The sequence below is a fragment of the Mesorhizobium sp. WSM4871 genome, assembly GCF_055811295.1.
This window is the reverse complement of sequence record NZ_JBVVPU010000001.1, coordinates 69,046-86,418: the sequence shown is the minus strand read 5'-3', so window position 1 is coordinate 86,418 and position 17,373 is coordinate 69,046. Positions and strand designations below refer to the sequence as shown.

14 protein-coding genes and 1 pseudogene are annotated in these 17,373 nt (G+C 63.5%); 4 read left to right on the top strand and 11 right to left on the bottom strand.

What is annotated here, in order from left to right:
* Positions 1 to 112: 112 nt before the first annotated feature.
* The 6 genes and pseudogenes from AC0L2H_RS00445 to AC0L2H_RS00420 all read right to left on the bottom strand — a co-directional run bounded on the left by AC0L2H_RS00445 (position 113) and on the right by AC0L2H_RS00420 (position 7,589).
* Positions 113 to 301, bottom strand: coding sequence for a hypothetical protein (locus AC0L2H_RS00445; protein WP_473588356.1), 189 nt, complete (start codon positions 299 to 301; stop codon positions 113 to 115).
* A gap of 145 nt (positions 302 to 446) precedes the next feature.
* A complete protein-coding gene (locus AC0L2H_RS00440; RefSeq protein ID WP_473588355.1) occupies positions 447 to 743 on the bottom strand; it encodes a HigA family addiction module antitoxin in 297 nt (98 codons plus the stop codon).
* A 35-nt stretch (positions 744 to 778) separates the two neighbouring features.
* Positions 779 to 1,060: a type II toxin-antitoxin system RelE/ParE family toxin gene (locus AC0L2H_RS00435; protein WP_473588354.1), complete on the bottom strand. Its 282-nt coding sequence runs from the start codon at positions 1,058 to 1,060 to the stop codon at positions 779 to 781.
* Positions 1,061 to 1,157: 97 nt separating this feature from the next.
* Positions 1,158 to 2,682: pseudogene (locus tag AC0L2H_RS00430) on the bottom strand (ABC-F family ATP-binding cassette domain-containing protein).
* Between the two features lie 539 nt (positions 2,683 to 3,221).
* Positions 3,222 to 6,533 (bottom strand): excinuclease ABC subunit UvrB, encoded by a 3,312-nt coding sequence (gene uvrB / locus AC0L2H_RS00425; protein ID WP_473588353.1) that lies wholly within the window; start codon positions 6,531 to 6,533, stop codon positions 3,222 to 3,224.
* A 126-nt stretch (positions 6,534 to 6,659) separates the two neighbouring features.
* Positions 6,660 to 7,589 (bottom strand): LysR substrate-binding domain-containing protein, encoded by a 930-nt coding sequence (locus AC0L2H_RS00420; RefSeq protein WP_473588352.1) that lies wholly within the window; start codon positions 7,587 to 7,589, stop codon positions 6,660 to 6,662.
* A 111-nt stretch (positions 7,590 to 7,700) separates the two neighbouring features.
* Between AC0L2H_RS00420 and AC0L2H_RS00415 the strand changes: the two genes are divergently transcribed.
* Positions 7,701 to 8,891: a clavaminate synthase family protein gene (locus tag AC0L2H_RS00415; RefSeq protein ID WP_473588351.1), complete on the top strand. Its 1,191-nt coding sequence runs from the start codon at positions 7,701 to 7,703 to the stop codon at positions 8,889 to 8,891.
* Positions 8,892 to 8,913: 22 nt separating this feature from the next.
* On the opposite strand, the gene AC0L2H_RS00410 is transcribed toward AC0L2H_RS00415, so the two are convergent.
* On the bottom strand, positions 8,914 to 10,170 hold the full coding sequence (locus AC0L2H_RS00410) for a hypothetical protein (RefSeq protein WP_473588350.1): 1,257 nt from the start codon (positions 10,168 to 10,170) through the stop codon (positions 8,914 to 8,916).
* Positions 10,171 to 10,330: 160 nt separating this feature from the next.
* Between AC0L2H_RS00410 and AC0L2H_RS00405 the strand changes: the two genes are divergently transcribed.
* A complete protein-coding gene (locus tag AC0L2H_RS00405) occupies positions 10,331 to 11,380 on the top strand; it encodes a CapA family protein (RefSeq protein WP_473588349.1) in 1,050 nt (349 codons plus the stop codon).
* Positions 11,381 to 11,464: 84 nt separating this feature from the next.
* Positions 11,465 to 12,433, top strand: a complete 969-nt coding sequence (locus AC0L2H_RS00400; protein ID WP_473588348.1) for a hypothetical protein — start codon at positions 11,465 to 11,467, stop codon at positions 12,431 to 12,433.
* A 223-nt stretch (positions 12,434 to 12,656) separates the two neighbouring features.
* Here the strand turns inward: AC0L2H_RS00400 and AC0L2H_RS00395 are convergent, their stop codons facing one another.
* Complete coding sequence (locus AC0L2H_RS00395) at positions 12,657 to 13,151, bottom strand: YegJ family protein (protein WP_473588347.1); 495 nt, start codon at positions 13,149 to 13,151, stop codon at positions 12,657 to 12,659.
* Positions 13,152 to 13,335: 184 nt separating this feature from the next.
* Here AC0L2H_RS00395 and AC0L2H_RS00390 point away from each other — a divergent pair, with 184 nt between their 5' ends.
* Entirely contained in the window at positions 13,336 to 14,961 is a 1,626-nt protein-coding gene (locus AC0L2H_RS00390; protein ID WP_473588346.1) for an FAD-binding oxidoreductase, read from the top strand.
* A gap of 4 nt (positions 14,962 to 14,965) precedes the next feature.
* Here AC0L2H_RS00390 and AC0L2H_RS00385 read toward each other — a convergent pair whose 3' ends face one another.
* From AC0L2H_RS00385 to AC0L2H_RS00375, 3 genes are all read right to left on the bottom strand, one after another.
* Entirely contained in the window at positions 14,966 to 15,481 is a 516-nt protein-coding gene (locus tag AC0L2H_RS00385; protein ID WP_473588344.1) for a hypothetical protein, read from the bottom strand.
* 130 nt (positions 15,482 to 15,611) lie between these two features.
* Positions 15,612 to 16,742 carry a hypothetical protein gene (locus AC0L2H_RS00380; protein WP_473588343.1) on the bottom strand — a complete coding sequence of 377 codons (1,131 nt, stop codon included), beginning with the start codon at positions 16,740 to 16,742 and terminating at the stop codon, positions 15,612 to 15,614.
* A gap of 6 nt (positions 16,743 to 16,748) precedes the next feature.
* Positions 16,749 to 17,183 carry a hypothetical protein gene (locus AC0L2H_RS00375; protein WP_473588342.1) on the bottom strand — a complete coding sequence of 145 codons (435 nt, stop codon included), beginning with the start codon at positions 17,181 to 17,183 and terminating at the stop codon, positions 16,749 to 16,751.
* Between the last annotated feature and the right edge of the window lie 190 nt (positions 17,184 to 17,373).

Genomic DNA, 17,373 nt, shown 5'->3' with positions numbered 1-17,373 from the left:
TGGTTGGCCTTGCCAACCAAAGGACGAACGAGGCGGCGGCAATCCTACATGGCCGCCGGATTTTTTTCGAACGCCACGATCAAACGCTCCGGCCGCGGGCCGGTGGTCGCCTTCATATTACCTTGGTCAACGCGGTTGCCATGGCAAGGCGACGTTCGTTTTGCGCGTCGAGGATTTCGGGCCAGCCTATGTCCTTGCGCAATTCGATCGGCAGTGAAAGCAGCGCGCGCTCGCTGCGGTAACGGGCGCGGGTCGCCGAGTAACGGGTCGCGATGCGGCCCATGGATGACAGAATTGACATGATGCACTCTCCCTGGTTGAAGCCGGCATCATCGTGTCGGCGTCCCAAGGACGTGGCGTGCGGTCATGATCCGACAGATCGCACGAATTTTTTTGCCGCAACACCGACAGGCGGCTCGAGGCCGTTGTTGCTGGCGCCGCCTGGCTTAGGCAGCATCCAGCGGTCCGATCGTTTCGAGATCGGCCTTCTTGGCTTCTCCCTCCACAGCCAAGTCATAGCTCGTCTGCATATTCATCCAGAACTGCGGTGTGGTTCCAAAGAACTTCGCGAGGCGCAACGCGGTGTCGGGAGTTATCGGTGTTGTCTCGCTGGCAAGACGCTCGATGCGCGTGCGCGGAACATGCAGCTTTTTGGCCAGCGTGTAAGGCTTCAGGCCAAGCGGTACAAGATACTCCTCGCGGAGGACTTCTCCGGGATGGATGGGTGGGTTGATGTCAAGCATTTTGAGACCTACGAAAGTAATGGGGCGTTTTTCTTTCAATGGTAGTCGGTGATTTCGACATCTTCTGCTTGCCCGTCGACCCAGCGAAAGCAGACGCGAAACTGGTCGTTAATGCGGATCGAATGCTGACCGGCACGATTGCCTTTCAGCGATTCAAGCCTGTTGCCGGGCGGCGTCTTCAAATCCGCCAGCTCGGCGGCGTTGTCGATCATGAACAACTTGCGCTGAGCCGAACGAACAAGATCAGAGGGGAAGCCTTTCGGAGCCTTGCCTTTCGAAACCGCCTCGCTGGTCTTGTCCTTGAACGAACGGATCATCTGCTGTCCCCGACGGACGTACCATTGCATGATACGTTTCGGAAATCAAGGAAACGTCTCACAACGTGATACGAAAAGACATCCAGCCGCCAACCCCTCAACCCACCGTTTCCGCCACCTCCCGAAAGAAGTCTTCCGGGCTGTCGATTTCGGTCAGCCGCCGCTTCTCGATCAGCCAGATGCGGTTGCCGATCGCCCTGATGAAGGAGCGGTCGTGCGAGGCCAGCACGCAGCTTGCCTGATGCGCCAGCAGTTCGGCTTCCAGCGCTTCCTGGCCGTCGATGTCGAGATGGTTGGTCGGCTCGTCGAGCAGGTAGAAGTTGGGATTGGCGAGCCTGAGCGCCAGCATCATCAGGCGCGCCTTCTGCCCGCCCGACAGAACGCCGATCCTGCGCTCCTGCATGTCGATGCTGACGCCTGCGCCCGCCAGCAGCGAGCGGGCACGCTGTTCGCCGACGTCGAATTTTCGCGAGACCATCGCCAGCGGCGTGTCGTCGCCGCTCATCCCGGACAGGGCCTGGTCGCTGTAGCCAAGCACTGTCGACGGCGTCACCTTGACGCTCTGCACGGTTTCCGGTTCGGCGATGGCATTCCGGATCAGGGTGACGAAGCGCGACTTGCCGACGCCGTTGCGGCCGAGCAGGACGATGCGGTCGCCCTGGCAGATATGGCGCTTGCCGGTCCTGAACAGCAGCGTGCCGTCGGGTGTCTCGACCGCCGCATCATCGAGCGTGATCAGCACCTTGGCATGGGTGCCGCGATTGGCGAGCTTTATCGCGCCCGCCGTTTTCTCGCGATGCGCAGGTGCTGCCGCATCTTCCAGGCGTTCGGCGCGCTGGTTGAGCTGCCTGGTCTTGACCGTCAGCAGGTCGCTGCCCGAATTGATGCCGATATTGTTGAGCTTGGCCGCCTGCCGGCGCAATTGCTGTGCCACCTTCATGTCGCGTTGGAATTTGCGCTCGGTCGAGGCATCGACTTCGTCGAGCGCCTGCCTTGCCTTGGAATAGGGCAGGGCAAATGCCGGCGATTGCTCCGGGCGCAGGAACAGCGTGCGGTTGGTGGTGGCGTCGAGGAAGGCCCGGTCATGGCTGGCGATCACCACCGGCACCTCGCGCGGCAGTGTGTTCAGCCAGGTCTCAAGCTGGCTGATTTTGGCGAGATCGAGATGGTTGGTCGGCTCATCGAGCAGCAGCACGTCGGGGTCGGTGACCCAGACACGAGCGATCAGCGCCAGCCTTTGCCAGCCGCCGCTCAGGGCACATCGGCCGCTCGCGCATGGGTTCGGGCACGTCGAGAGAATCCAGAACCACGTCGACACGCCACAGTTCGCTTTCGGCCTGCTCGGCCGGCAGGGCTTCGGCAACCACCTGATAAAAGGTACGATCGAAGAGGGCAGGCGGAACGGATTGCTCGACCTGGCCGATGCGCAAACCGCGCGTGCGGGTGATGTCGCCGGTGGTCGGCTCGATCTCGCCGGTCAGGCATTTGAGCAAGGTCGACTTGCCGCGGCCGTTGGCGGCGACGATGCCGAGACGGTCGCCGGCGCCGATGGTGAGGTCGAGATTGGAAAAGAGCGGCGCACTCATGGTGACGCCTAGGGATTTGAGGCTGATCAGGGCCATGTGGGGTTTCTCTGGTCTTGCCGGAGGCCGGCTCAATGCACTTTGACGGTGCGCGTGCTGGCCATCAGGCTAGCGGCACCACGAAGGGCAGACCAAAAAATCGAAGCGGGAGAAACCCGGACCGTCCCTGGTCAGCCCTGCAAGCTAGCTCGCAGGGCACAGACAGGGCCGCGCTGACGGTGGTGGTCGAAAGTCACGCAGCCCTCCTTCAAGACGTTGAGGTGGGGAATTGGCTACACCAGGGGAGGGGTTGGTGGCAAGGGGAGCGCAGCGGTTCGGGATGCAACAGTGCAGAACGAAATCCGCCGCGATCCTTCCCACCCCCCTCTGTCCTGCCGGACATCTCCCCCGCAAGGGGGGAGATTGGCCGTCATGCTCGCTTTCGCCAATCTTCACCGCCGCAAAAGTACGCGAAGCGTTGAAGCTGCCAATCTCCCCCCTTGCGGGGGAGATGTCCGGCAGGACAGAGGGGGGTGCTGTCCCGCTGACGTCTCAAGGGTTCTGCGCTGTCGTGGCCCCGACGTCGCTTCGTTAGGGCTCTACCGCCCCGGCCGACCGGTCTTACCGGGCCGGCGCTTTTCGCGGCGGGCGTCGCCCGGATCCTCGTAAGAGCCGATGCCGGCGCGCTGGCGAACGATTGGCTTGGCGGAATCGTTGCGATCCTTCGCGCGCCCCTCTGTCCTGCCCTCTTTGCCACCACTTGGCATCTCCCCCACAAGGGGGGAGATCGGCTGTGGCTTCGCCGGCACCTTTCCCTCGATCGGCTTCTCCGTGCGGCGCACGGTCATCTCGTCGAGCGAATTCTTCTTGAACAGCGGCTTGGTCGGCTCACCCGGTATACCGAAATCCGAGCCATGCGCCTCCTGCGCCGACTGTTTCTTGAACAGCGAACGGGACACCGCGCCTGACGGCGTCGGCATGTCGGTGCCAGGGCCCATATCGTCCAGCGACGGCTTGGCGAACAGCGGCTTCTTCACCGGGATGGCGCCGTCGGCGCCCATTTCGTCGAGCTCCGGCTTGCGGAAGAGATTGGGCCGGGCAGCCTTGGCGGCCTCTTCGGCGGCACGTGCCTCGTCGAGCTTGCGGAAACGCTCCTGTTCCTCCGATGTACGATGCTTGGCCACGCCCTTGTTGTGCTTGCCCTTTTCGCGGCCAGAGACGGGGCTTTCCATGTCGGCGTATTTGGCCAATGGGTCTTCCGAGATGGACAGTTCCATTTCGCGCAGCCGCTTGATCTCATCGCGGATGCGGGCCGCCTTCTCGAAATCGAGATTGGCGGCGGCGTCGCGCATCTGCTTCTCCATCGCATCGAGATGGGCCTTCAGATTGTTGCCCATCATCGCGCCGGCGCTGTCGGTGAACTGCGAGATGTCGGCGCGGACGTGGTCCTTCTCGTAGACCGAATCGAGAATATCGGAGATGCGCGACTTGACCGATTCCGGAGTGATGCCGTTGGCCGCGTTCCATTCCATCTGCTTTTCGCGGCGGCGGTTGGTCTCGGCCATCGCCCGTTCCATCGAGCCGGTGACCTGGTCGGCATAGAGAATGACCTTGCCGTCGACGTTGCGGGCGGCGCGGCCGATGGTCTGGATCAGCGAGGTTTCCGAGCGCAGGAAACCTTCCTTGTCGGCGTCGAGAATGGCGACGAAGCCGCATTCGGGAATGTCGAGACCCTCGCGCAAAAGGTTGATGCCGACCAGCACGTCGAAGGCGCCGAGACGCAGGTCGCGCAGGATCTCGATGCGCTCCAGCGTGTCAATGTCGGAATGCATGTAGCGGACGCGGATGCCTTGCTCGTGCAGATACTCCGTCAGGTCCTCGGCCATGCGCTTGGTCAGCACGGTCACCAGCGTGCGGTAGCCGGCCTTGGTGGTCTCGCGGATCTCGCCGACGACATCGTCGACCTGGCTCTTGGCCGGACGCACCTCGACCGGCGGATCGATGAGGCCGGTCGGGCGAATGACCTGCTCGGCGAAGACGCCGCCGGACTGCTCCATCTCCCAGCCGCCGGGTGTCGCCGAAACCGCGACGGAAAGCGGGCGCATGGCGTCCCACTCCTCGAAACGCAAGGGACGGTTGTCCATGCAGGAGGGTAGGCGGAATCCGTACTCCGCCAGCGTCGCCTTGCGGCGGAAGTCGCCTCGGTACATGCCGCCGATCTGCGGCACGGTGACGTGGCTTTCGTCGATGAAGACCAGCGCGTTGTCGGGAATATATTCGAACAGTGTCGGCGGCGGATCGCCGGGCTGGCGACCGGTGAGATAGCGTGAATAGTTCTCGATGCCGGCGCAGGAGCCAGTGGCTTCCAGCATCTCCAGGTCGAAGCGGCAGCGCTGTTCCAGCCGCTGCGCTTCCAGAAGACGGCCAGCCTTTTCAAGCTCTTGCAACCGGTGCCTCAGTTCTTCCTTGATCGACTTGATGGCTTGATTCAAGGTCGGGCGCGGCGTCACATAGTGCGAATTGGCGTAGATCTTGACGCTTTTCAACTCGCCGGTCTTCTGTCCGGTCAGGGGGTCGAACTCGGTGATCGACTCGATCTCGTCGCCGAACATCGAGATGCGCCAGGCGCGGTCTTCAAGGTGGGCCGGGAAGATCTCGATCGTGTCGCCGCGCACGCGGAACGAGCCGCGGACGAAGTTGACGTCCTGGCGCTTGTATTGCTGGGCGACGAGGTCGGCGAGCAGCGCACGCTGGTCGAGCCGGTCGCCGATCTGCATTTGGAACGTCATCGCCGTATAGGTCTCGACCGAACCGATACCGTAGATGCAGGACACCGAGGCGACGATGATGACGTCGTCGCGCTCGAGCAGCGAGCGCGTCGCCGAGTGGCGCATGCGGTCGATCTGCTCGTTGATCGAGGATTCCTTCTCGATGAAAGTGTCGGTGCGCGGAACGTAGGCCTCCGGCTGATAGTAGTCGTAGTAGGAGACGAAATACTCCACGGCGTTTTCCGGGAAGAATTTCTTGAACTCGGAATAGAGCTGCGCGGCCAGCGTCTTGTTGGGAGCGAGGATCAAGGCAGGGCGCTGCGTCTCCTCGATCACCTTGGCCATGGTGAAGGTCTTGCCGGAGCCGGTGACGCCAAGCAGCACCTGGGTGCGGTCGTTGTCGTTGACGCCTTCGACCAGATCCTTGATCGCCGTCGGCTGGTCGCCGGCCGGCTCGAAATCCGAGACCATCTTGATGGCGATGCCGCCTTCGGATTTCTCCGGGCGGGCAGGGCGGTGCGGCGTCCACAGCACGCCGTCCTTGTGCAGCGGATTGCCGGATTCGATCAACGCCGACAACGCGGCCACAGTGGCGGTGACGCCGCTGGAGGTCATGGTCTCGGCGTCTTCGAGAGAAATGTCGAGGCCGGCAACCGGATTGAGGCCGGCCGCGGTCCTCTCCCTTGCCGAGGCCGCGCCACCCATCGAAGTGCCGCGTGCGGTGCGGCCGGGGGAGGCGGAGCGTTCGGGAATCTTTTTCGCCTTGGCGCCTTCCCTCCCCCTCGAGGGGAGGGTGGCGGCTGAGCCGCCGGGTGGGGTCGGTTCGGCCGGGTTCGACGTTTCCTTGTGCCGCGCGCTGCCTTTACCGACCCCCTCTGTCCCCTTCGGCGACATCTCCCCCTCAAGGGGGGAGATTCTCCGCCCTTCCTTCTCCGCTTCCTGTTCGATCTGCTCGGCCCAGTCGGCGATCGAGCCGGTCAGCGGCGTGCCGGACAATTCCGCTTGCGGCGCTTCGGCAAAGCCGCCCTTGTGCAGCGGCTCCGACGCATCGAGGAAATCGGTCAGCGGGCTGCGCCGCTTGGGCGGCGAAGCGCTGATATCACGCGCCGGCGAGGGCGTCTTCTTATCGGAGGGTTTGGCCATGACCCAAATATGGGAAGTATCGGCCAAAATGGAAAGAGCGGAGTGAAGAGGGGCACAGTGCCAGGCGAAGCTGCTGACAGAAGGCTGTCAGGAGCGATGTCGCCGTCGGACCGCGCTCGGCTGCTTTCACCGCGGCAATGCCCCGTCGATCCCCAACCCTGCGGTCGCAGCAAGCCCGGTGGCGACGGCTGCCGCGCGGCGTGCCTTCGGGCCGTGCAGCGGCCAGACGAGGCGGCGCTTGATCGTCAACGCCGGCACGTCGCGCGCGATCTCGACGAGATGGCCGGGCTCCAGGTGCCGGCGCAAAACCAATTCGCTGGCCAGCAACGCGCCCATGCCTGCAATGGCCGCCTGCGCCGCGACGATCGTCAGTCCGAAGCGCGGACCTTGGTCGATGCCCTTCGGCTGCCGTCCAGCGGCGGCGAACCAGTGCCGCCAGGCCGGATAGACATCGTCGCCCATCGTCGGGTCGATATGCAGCAGCGGCAGCCTGTCGAGCGCGTCCGCCGCGTCCAGCCTGGCAATGCCCTGGATCAGTGCCGGCGCGCAGGCCGGGATCACCCGTTCGGTGAACAGATCGACCGAAGCGAGGTCCTGTGCGGAGGCCTTGCGGTAGCTGATGGCAAGGTCGACGCCTTCTTCCAGCATCACATCGAGAGTGATCGAGGCGACGATGCGGACATCGAGCCCGGCAAGCGCCGTGCGTACCTTGTCGAGGCGCGGAGCGAGCCACAGCGAGGCGAACGATGGGTCGGCGCAGATGGTGAAGGTCTCGGCCTGCCGCTCGAAGCGCAGCCGCCGCATGCCGGAGGCCAGCGCGTCGAAGCCCCGGTCAATGTCGGGCAGCGCGCTTTCGGCGGCGCGCGTCAGGACGATACCGTTGCCGGCGCGCCGGACCAGCTTGACGCCCAGCCTGTCCTCGAGCTGCCGAAGCTGATGGCCGACCGCGCCGGGGGTCACGCCCAGCTCCTCGGCGGCGCGAGTCAGGCTGCCGGTCCGAGCCGCCGCCGCAAGCGCCCGCAGCGCCGATAGCGGAAGGTCTCTCAGCGTCGTCATGGATTGAGATTACCTCAAAATAACTCGAAGGGAACTCGTTTGATTCCGAGAGTTTCAGCCCGCTACGATTATTGAGGAGTGTTCAACTCCGAGTCCAACCAGGAGGCGACCATGCTCGATACCCCGAAGCAATCCAGTTCCGATCCACGACCGTTCCGCGCCATGCGTGCCGAGGGCGACCGCGTCGCACTCGATTTCGACGGAGGCAAGGCGGCGCGGCTTTCCAGCCGTTGGCTGCGGCTGGCCTGCGAGTGCGAGGCTTGCGGCGACACCGCGTCCGGCAAGAGGTGGTTGACGCCGGCCGATGTTCCCGCGGGGATCCGCCCCACCTCGATCGACGCCTCGGCTAGCGAAGTGACCGTCACCTGGGAAGACGGCCATGTTTCGCGCTACGCTGCCCGGTTCCTGGCAGATCGTGCCGGGAGCGGAGTAGTCCGTTTCCAGCCCGATCTATGGGACAGCGATCTCGGCGCGCGCCTCGGCCGCTTTGCCTTCGATGCAGTGGTCGAGGACGACGAGACGTTGTTTCACTCGCTGCGCGCACTGCGCGACCATGGCATCGCCATGCTGACCGGGGTTCCCGCCGAAACGGAAGCGACGGCGCGCGTGGCCGGCCGCTACGGACCAATCCGCGAGACCAGCTATGGCAAGGTGTTCGACCTGATTTCGCGGCCGGATGCGCGCGTCGCGGGTGAGACGGCACGTGCGCAGATCCCGCACACGGACGAGCCGTTCCGCTACTCGCCGCCAGGCTTCATCTTCTTCCACGCCATCAGGACCGGCGCCGGCGCCGGTGGTACATCGCTGATGGTCGACGGCTTCCATGTCGCCGAGCTGATGCGGACTGGGACGCCAAAGCTGTTCAAGTTGCTGACGCGGCATGGCGTGACCTTCCACCGCGAACATGCCGGCGAGGTGTTCTTCAGCGCCGAGGCGCATGTCATCAGTCTCGATGCCACCGGGCAGGTGACCGGCATCCGCTACAATGACCGCTGCCTTGCGCCGCAGACTGCACCTGAAGACGAGATCGACGGGCTGATCGAAGCGCTGGCCGAGCTGACGCGGCTGATCTGCGATCCGCAAAACCAGTTCCAGCATCAGCTTCAGCCGGGCGAGGTGCTGGTTTTCGACAATCAGCGCGTCATGCATGGCCGCAGCGCTTTCGATCCGACGCTGGCGGTGCGGCATCTCAGAAGCTGCAACATCGATCGCGACGGCGTTCACAGCGCCTTGCGCACGCTGGCGCGCCGTTTTGCGCCGGACGAGGCGGAGACGGTACTCTATCAGGGTGCGATTTTCTAAACCGTTCTGCGTGTCGTAGCGGTCAATTGAACCACAGTGCGAAGGTCAAGAATCCGGCGCCGCCGAACTGGCGCTGGATCTGGTCGAACTCCCTGCTGGTCAGCATCCTGCCGCTTTCGAGATAGGGCGCGATGGCCGGGCCGGTGATCGACAGCACGAGGTCGAAGGGTTTCGGCTCGTCGAAGAAGCGCTTCATGTTGATGCCCTTGTCGGCGATGCGGAAATGCGGCAGCAAGGCGCGGCCTTCAAGCAGGTCCTCGGCCATAGCAAGCGCGGCCAGCCAGGCCTGCACTTGCTCCTCGCCGACATCGAGGCCGGTGAGCGGGCTGGCGCCCTTCTGCTGCGGCCCGGGCAGCCATTCGCGATCATTGTCGGTCTCGGCGCGGATCGCCTTCCAGTCCTCGCGCGACAGCCGGATCATCTCCATGAGATGGCGGCGCGCCGCCTGCCGGCGTTCCGGCTCGACGACCGGCCAGTTGACCAGATGCACCAGCGAGATGAAGTCGGCGATCCGCCATTCGGAGGAAAGGATGCTGCTGCTCATGCCGCCGTCGGGCGGGACGAGCGTGTCCTGCAGAGGCAGCTTGGCGCGCGGGAACAGCATATGGAAGGAGCCGTCGAACATGGTCCTGAAATCATGCGCCAGCCAGAAATCCGCCTGCGCCATCAGGAACTCGGCATAGCCCTGCAGCCAGTAGCCGTCAGCGCGGTCGAAACGGAAGACGAGCGTGGGTGCGGTATCGCCCGTCGTGATGCTGCCTCGCGCCAGGGCCGCCATAATCGCGGTGGCGCTTTCATCAGGCGCAATGGCGCCGTCCTCGTTGAGATCGATGCCGAGGCGGGTGAGGTCGACCTCCATGCCGATATCGGCGCCGGCGGGCACGGAACCGAGCGTCGCGGCGGATTTTTCCAGCCGGTCGCGGAAGCCGACCAGGATGGTGCGGAATTGCTCGTAAGTCAGCGGCTGGGGATTGGGATTGTCCGGCACGGGCAGCCGCATCAACGGCAGCATCAGGGATTGCGGGCTCTCGAAACCATGGCGGTGCAGGCCGCTCGCCAGGATCTCCAGCGCTGTGAAGAATTCTCCGGCGCCGGCGGCGTAGGCGGCTGCCGGATCAGCGGGTGCCGCCGCTTCCAGCGTTGCCAGTGCGGTATTGCGTTCCGCCACGGTTTTCGCGGCGAACAGAGTGGCTCCCGCTTCCGGCGTCGCGGCCGACGCATAAGACAGTGGCAGGAACAGGATGAGGGCCGACGCCACCAGGCCTGCAATTCGTATCATCTCGTTCCTCCGCTGCACTATCTCTGATGGACCATACACGCATTTGGTGCGCCGCGCCCGATGCCAGGGAATGCGTCCACGGTTTCACTGCCTGATATACGCGGACACGCTTCAACCCGTCCGGCAGACAGTCTACACAAGGCAAACAATTGGACGTCGCGTGTCGAACTATCCGCTTTCCTACAAATTGTCGTGGCTGCCGCGCTTCCTTCGGCCTTCGCTTGGCGGCGATCGAGAAGGCTTTGCGCCGGCGGCCGCGACCTTGATCGAGCCGCCGCCGGCGCAAACAATCCGGCTGGCCTTCGTCGGCGATATCTCGGCGGTGGCCAATGGCAGTGCGCCGAACTGCGATCCAGCGATTGCGGCATTGCTCGGTTCCGCCAATCTGGTGATCGGCAATTGCGAAAGCCCCGTCGTGGAGCGGCCAAGCGCCGCGATGGGCACGCGGCTTGGCACCCATCATGCGATGACCGAGCGGTTTCTCGCCGAGGCGCTGGCGGCCGTCGGCATAGCGCGTGAAAGGCTGGTGCTGTCGCTCGCCAACAACCATTTGCTCGATCAGGGTATAGCGGGCTTCGATGAAACGCTTGCGGCGCTGGAGCGGCTCGGCATTCGCCCCATTGGGACCGCGGCGAAGCGCCTGGTCGAGCGCATTGCGATCGGGCCGCTCAGCATCGGCCTTGCCGCTTTCACGCTGTGGCGTAACGCCGGAGCGACTTCGTTCGCGAGCCGCGTCTCGATGCAAGCCGATCCGGCACGGTGGCCGCCCGATGCCGCTGACGGCCTCGATCTCCTCTGCGCGGTGCCGCATTGGGATTGGGAGTTCCGGCATTTCCCCAGACCGGATACGCGGGCGCTGGCCAGGCGGCTGGCCGGACACGGCGTCGGGCTGATCGCCGGCCACCATGCCCATGTCGTGCAGCCGGTCGAGCGGATCGGCAAGGCGGTCGTAGCCTATGGGCTCGGTGATTTTCTCGGCACCGCCTTTTCGCGCCAGCCATGGCCCGGCCGCATCGGTGCGATTCTTGTCGTCGATGTCAGCACCGACGCAGGCACGCGCGGGGCGATCGTCGCCTACCGGCTGCACGCATTCATGCGGCTGCGGGCTGGCGACCACGAGCGGCTGGTTGCGGTCGAGGCGCTGGAAGGTCGAATGCGCGGCAAGGTCGAAGGCCGGTTGAGCGCGATCTTTCCTTCTCCCGCAAAGTGAGACTGCCCACCCCGCTGGCGACTTTCCCGCAAAAGTGGCTATCATGCCGAGGCACAGGCAGGCTTTCGGCGGGTGGGGGTGGCGATGGAAACAGCGGATTTCATGCCTGGTGAGGCTGACATCGCCGCCATCAAAAGAAATCTCGATGCCTATGAAGCCGAGAGAACTTCGGCCTACAGGCAGGTCCGGTGGCGGGTGCCGCTGTTCATCGGCTTGGTGCTGGCGTTCGTGGTGCTCGTGGCCTGGCTCTTCAACAAGATCGCCGATCCCAATGAGCAATGGGTCTCGACGCCGCATGTGTTCCTCTATGTCGCGGGTTTCGCGGCGGCGATCCTGCTCTATTTCCAGGCGATCAAGCCGGCGAGCAGATTGCAGCAAACGTTTCGCGACAGGCTGCTGCCGATCATCTTCGGCTTCATCGCGGAGATGCGCTACCAGCATGGTGTGACGCCGAATTCCTTCGACCGGCTGCCGCGCGGGGTGGTCGGTTCCTTCAACCGGCAGGTTTTCGACGACATCGTCTCCGGCCGCTATGACGGGTTTCCGTTCGAGCTTTATGAGACGGAATTGAGGGAAGGGACGGGCAAGGGTTCGTCGACCGCGTTCAAGGGCGTCATCGTCGCCTTCGAGACCATCGCGCCGTTTCCCGGCATATTGGTGGCGACGCGCCGGGCCAATGTGGTCGTCGGCTTTTTCCGCGGCATGTTCGCCAGCAAGATGGAGGAACTGTCATGCGGCGTGCCGGAACTCGATGCCGCTTACGAATTCCGCACCGACAATGCGCAGGCGGCCCAGCCGCTGGTGAGCGGCCGGCTGGCGCAGGCGCTGAAATGGCTCGGCGAAACATGGCCCGACGAACCGGCGCGCGTCGCGCTCAACGGCAGCGACGGTTTCCTGCTCCTGCCGCAGCCGAAGAATTTCTTCGAGCTGCCCGATATTTCGGTGCCGCTCGATTACCAGACGCATGTCGCGCCGATGATATCGGATATCGGCGCAATGCTGGCGACGGCGGCGCTGGTGCGCAAGATCGGGGCGAGGGACGAGCCGGGCTAAGGTGTGTTGATATTCAGGTGAGGCCGGCCTGCAAACGGCGATTTTCTGCGCCTCCGGTGCTCACGGACCCAAATGTCCGCTCCGCTCCGGCCTTCGCCGGCCGAAGCCCTCATAGGCGGCTCCGTTCTATGAAGGCTACGGCCGGCGTAGGCCGGTTCTCGAAAACCACCATTTTCGGCTCGTCCTGACCTGAATCTCAACACACCCTAATCCGGCTGGACGGTCAGCAATCGAAGCCGCGTTGGCTACGCATATAGTCGACTTCTTGCTTCGACATCGACTTGAACATCACGCAAACGGTGAAACTGCCAACCTGATGGCCGTTTCTGGTGTACCCCCAATCGGAAATATCGTGCCGGTTGAATTCGATATACTGGCCGGCCACGACGTTGTGTACAGCCTGTGGCTCGTTGGCCAATATCCCCCCGAATCCGGTTTCGGTCCGCTGGAACGGGATGACCCAGAAATGTTCGGTCACGTTTCCGTCCTTAATCATCACCTTCAGTTTGAATGTGTCCGTTCCAGGTGGCGGTGTCTGGGATAATGCCAGGAATTCATCCAGGCTGGCGCGCGCCTGCGCAGTCGCCGCCGCCATATCCGGATCGTCAGGCGCCACTGCGACGACGCCGTCGTCATTCTGAGTAGAGTCCTGCGCTTCGGCCGATATCGGAGCAAGCGCTAGCATCAGGGACAATATCGCGCGGAATATATGCTTCATGGGATGGGAACCTTATAACAGCCGACATCGTCGCGCATTTCGTTAGATATTTCAACTATAACGCGAAGTCTTTTGATATTGCAACCACAAAAATGCATCATTGATGCCGCAGCCGTAGTCCGGTTCCGCCACGCGCCGCTATGGTTTTTGCCGAAGCCTCGCGCTATCGATGGGGCGGGGGTACATGATGGTCGAGCAACGCGAGGGGTTTCGCCTGCCGCGGCGGCTGCTGCTGGGTGCGGCGGTCGTCGGTGGCGCCGTGCTGTGGGGCGGGACGACGGTGGCGCGGCTGGCGCGCGGGCCGTCGGGACAGAAGAATGCAGGGCGCATCGCCGATATAGACGGTATCTCCCTGCCGCTGAAACCCCTGAACACCGCACCGGCCTTCGACCCGTCGCTGCCATGGTCCGCCAAGGGCGGCGCAATCAACGATGCCAGCGGCCTGTCGATGACGCCAATCTATGGCGTGGTCGAGGTGCGCCAGGAGGACGACATCGCCAGGGCGCTGGCCTTCGCTCGCGCCAACGGGCTGAAAGTCTCGGTCGCCGCGGTGCGCCATTCGATGGGTGGTCACGCCTTCGACGACAATGCGCTGGTGCTCAACCTCAGGAAGTTCAACAGGGTCAGCGTCGATGCGGCGGCCAGGAGGATGACCCTACAGCCCGGCGCTTGCTGGCACGATATCCAGAACCTGCTGCATCCGCGCTTCGCGGTGAAGGCGATGCAGTCGACCGACATCTTTTCGGTCGGCGGCTCGCTGTCGGTCAATGCGCATGGCATGGACCATCAAGCCGGCTCGGTGGCCGGTTCGATCCGCTCGATGCGGGTGATGCTGGCCGACGGTTCGGTGACGACCTGCTCCCTGAGCGAAAATGCCGAATTGTTCCGCCATGTCGTCGGCGGCTACGGCCTGTTCGGCGTGGTGCTGGAGGCGACGCTGGATATAGTCGACAACGCCGTCTACCGGACCTCGCGCGAGATCATCAAATCGGACGACTTTCCGACGTTCTTCGCCGAGGTGCTGGAACCAAACAGGACGATCGGTCTGTTTTATGGGCATCTGTCGACGGCGCCGGGCAATTTCCTCGAGGACATGATCGTCTACCGTTACGATGAGGTCGCCGCCCAGCCGCCGGCCGACCAGCCCGATATCGGCGAACCCGACGGCGTCGGCCTGAAGCGGGTGATCATGAACATGGCGAAATGGGGCGGCCTGTTCCAGGAGCTGAAATGGTTCGCCGAAAAGACGCTGGAGCCGAAATTCGAGAGCTGCACGGTGGCGCGCACGGCGGCAATGGCCGAAGGCGAGGCCTGCCTCGTCACGCGCAACAATCCGATGCACGATTCGGTGCCCTATCTGTTCAACGGCCTGCTGGGCGAAACCGACATATTGCACGAATATTTCATCCCGCGCGGGGCCTACAATCCGTTCATCGCCGAGGCGCGCGAAATCCTGCGCAACCAGAGCCTGCCGGTGCTCAATGCCTCGGTGCGGATCGTGCATGGGGAAGATGTGGCGCTGAACTATGCGCCGGAGCTGGCCTATTCGCTGGTGCTCTACATCAACCAGCCGACGGATGCAGACGGCAATGCCAGGATGCGCGAGCTGACGCGGGCGCTGATCGACCTGACGATCAGGCATGGCGGGCGGTTCTTCCTGCCCTACCAGCTGCATTACACCGGCAAGCAGCTGCTTGCGTCCTATCCGGAGCTGCCTGACTTCCTGGCGAAGAAGCGGCAATACGATCCGGCCGAGCTGTTCTCCTCGACCTTTTACCGGGCACTGAAGGCGCTGAGCGGGATCGCCTGATAGCTTACAAGCCGCTCGGCATTTTCGCCGCCAGCCAGTTGGCGGAGCGTTTGGCCATGTCGACGGTCGCCGAGGCTGCGCGGCCAAGATCGGTCTTGATCACGGCATAGCCATTCTTCGTGCGATAGAGCACGCCGGCATCGACCATCTGTTCATAGGCGACGGGCCGGGCGGCGGCGGCCTCCATGGCCGTCGTCGGCGAGCCGACCGGGACGCTCGGCCGGTGGCTCAATTCCGGCGGCAGCGGGCTTTCGGGTTGAACGGTCCGGCTGGCGGGTTTCAGTTCCGGGCGCGAGGCCGTCGCGGCCAATTGCGAGGCGGGCGACGAGCCTTTCGCGCGGCAGATGCCGGAGACCAGCGGGTAATTGAAATTGCGCTCGTGCAGCATCTGGCTTTTCATCGCCGCTTCGCATTCGGCGACGGTCGACCACTTGGCCGGCGTCTCGCCGATATATTCGCAAAGCTTGGCGTCGCAGTCGCAGCCGACGATGGTCATGGCGACAAGGGCGGTCTTGATCACGGCATTATCCCTTCGGGTTTCACCCTTACCAGTCGGGGTAGAAAAAGGCAGGATTTGGCCGCGATCACGGAATGTGCAAGGCGAAGTGTTACGCAACGTTTCACGGAATGGCGACTGTGACCGAAAAACCTCAGTAGTCGTAGACATGCTCCAGCCTGGCGCCTGCCTTCATCAGCGCCGGCAGCACGATGTGCAGCTTGCGCACGGCGACGGTCAGCCCGGTGCGGCGCGTGGCCGGCTCCGCCGGGATCTGATAGCTGAACAGCGTGCGGGCGCCATCGGGAACGGTGACCTCGTCATTGGAAAGCATGGTGACCATGATCTCGTCATTGCCGCCGATCTCGGCGAAGGAGATGCCCTTGTCGATCAGACGTGGGATCATGTCGGTGAACACCTGGTAGCGCCTGGTGACGAAGATCGTGCCGTCGGCGCCATAGTCGCGCTCGAGCAAGGTGTCCGGCTCGTTGCGTGTCGCTTCGCCGACCGGGCCCTTGGCCCAGACATGGATATCGAGCATGGCCGGGTCGGACGTGGCGGCGACCGCCTGGCTGATCAGGTCGGCATAGAACTGCTTGATGGTATCGGCGAGGCCGAAGGCGAGCTTGCGTTCGCTGGTGCGGATGGCGCCATCATCCGGCGCCGGCTCGACGGCAAACAGGCCGGCGCGCTTTTCGGCATAGGGGAATTGATACCACGGCACCTGATCGAGAAAGCCTGCATACTCGGCCGCCACCTTGGCCTGGTAGATGTCGGCGGCGGTCCGCTTGCCTGATGTCGCCTCGGTGATGCGGCCGACCGTGTTCTCATAGGCCCATTGGATTGCATGCTCGATCGTATGGCTGGTGCCGATGATCACCAGCATCTGGTGGTTGGCGAGGTTGAACTTGTAGTCGGAGCTGGCGCGGATGACCATCGCGTAGTCCTGCCAGAAGCGGCCGATATAGGACCAATAGGGAAAGCCGCTCGGCTGGTTCTTGTCGACGAAGCCGGCATAGTCGCGGGCGGCGTAGACGATCGCCCATTCCGGATAGGTGAGGAAGGTCGATTCCTTCGGCCATTGATAACCGGGGATTTCGGCGCGCACCTTGTCGGCCAACGGCTTGGGCGGGGCACCGTCGGCGACGCCCGGCAGAGGTGCGCTGTCGAGCGACGGCGTGGTCAGGAAACCATAGGACAGCCCGACGATCGGGATGAGCACGACGATGACGACCAGCCAGAGGATCATCTTGATGATGCGTTTCAGCCAGCGGAGCAGGAACATGGCCGCTCAGGCCGTGGCGAAATGATCGTACACGCGCTTCGACAGCCGGAAGCCGACATAGACGGCAAAGCCGCCGATGACGAGGTGCGGCAGGTTGGCGAAGAAACGGGCCGGGAATTCAACGTCGTTCAGGGAGCGGAAGCCATTGATGAAGATGCCGGCGTCGAGGCAGCCGGAACCGGTGATCAGGCCGAGCAGCCCGTCGAACAGATAGACCGAGCCGAACAGTTTGAAATAGAACACCGTCTGGCGATGCGAGATCAAGGCGGCGGCCAGCGCCCAGACGCCGGAAAAGGCGTGCAGAAGATCGTCATACCATTGCAGCGAGAACAGTCCGAACAGATTGCCATTGTCGTCGTTGAACGCCGGTATGTAGCCGATGGCGACAACGCCGAAGAACAGGAAGGCGTAGGCAACGGCAAGCTTCTGGATCAACGTCATGAAGTATCCCCCTCCAAGTGACGCTAAACGTTAGCTGATTTTGCCGCCAGTTGCAGCCCCAGCCAAAAAGACCGTAAAAATTGTGGGGGATGCCAGGTCGTGGGTGCCCGGCCAAAGACAGTCGGCGCCGGGATTTCTCCCAGCGCCTCCCTGTCAGATCAGGACACGGTCGCGGCAGCAACTTCCGTAA

Coding starts and splice junctions, on each gene's coding strand:
- AC0L2H_RS00380 (WP_473588343.1), bottom strand. CDS start 16,742: ATGTTCCTGCTCCGCTGGCTGAAACGCATCATCAAGATGATCCTCTGG.
- AC0L2H_RS00420 (WP_473588352.1), bottom strand. CDS start 7,589: ATGACGACGCTGAGAGACCTTCCGCTATCGGCGCTGCGGGCGCTTGCG.
- AC0L2H_RS00375 (WP_473588342.1), bottom strand. CDS start 17,183: ATGACGTTGATCCAGAAGCTTGCCGTTGCCTACGCCTTCCTGTTCTTC.
- AC0L2H_RS00440 (WP_473588355.1), bottom strand. CDS start 743: ATGCTTGACATCAACCCACCCATCCATCCCGGAGAAGTCCTCCGCGAG.
- AC0L2H_RS00390 (WP_473588346.1), top strand. CDS start 13,336: ATGATGGTCGAGCAACGCGAGGGGTTTCGCCTGCCGCGGCGGCTGCTG.
- AC0L2H_RS00415 (WP_473588351.1), top strand. CDS start 7,701: ATGCTCGATACCCCGAAGCAATCCAGTTCCGATCCACGACCGTTCCGC.
- AC0L2H_RS00435 (WP_473588354.1), bottom strand. CDS start 1,060: ATGATCCGTTCGTTCAAGGACAAGACCAGCGAGGCGGTTTCGAAAGGC.
- AC0L2H_RS00410 (WP_473588350.1), bottom strand. CDS start 10,170: ATGATACGAATTGCAGGCCTGGTGGCGTCGGCCCTCATCCTGTTCCTG.
- AC0L2H_RS00445 (WP_473588356.1), bottom strand. CDS start 301: ATGTCAATTCTGTCATCCATGGGCCGCATCGCGACCCGTTACTCGGCG.
- AC0L2H_RS00400 (WP_473588348.1), top strand. CDS start 11,465: ATGGAAACAGCGGATTTCATGCCTGGTGAGGCTGACATCGCCGCCATC.
- AC0L2H_RS00395 (WP_473588347.1), bottom strand. CDS start 13,151: ATGAAGCATATATTCCGCGCGATATTGTCCCTGATGCTAGCGCTTGCT.
- uvrB (WP_473588353.1), bottom strand. CDS start 6,533: ATGGCCAAACCCTCCGATAAGAAGACGCCCTCGCCGGCGCGTGATATC.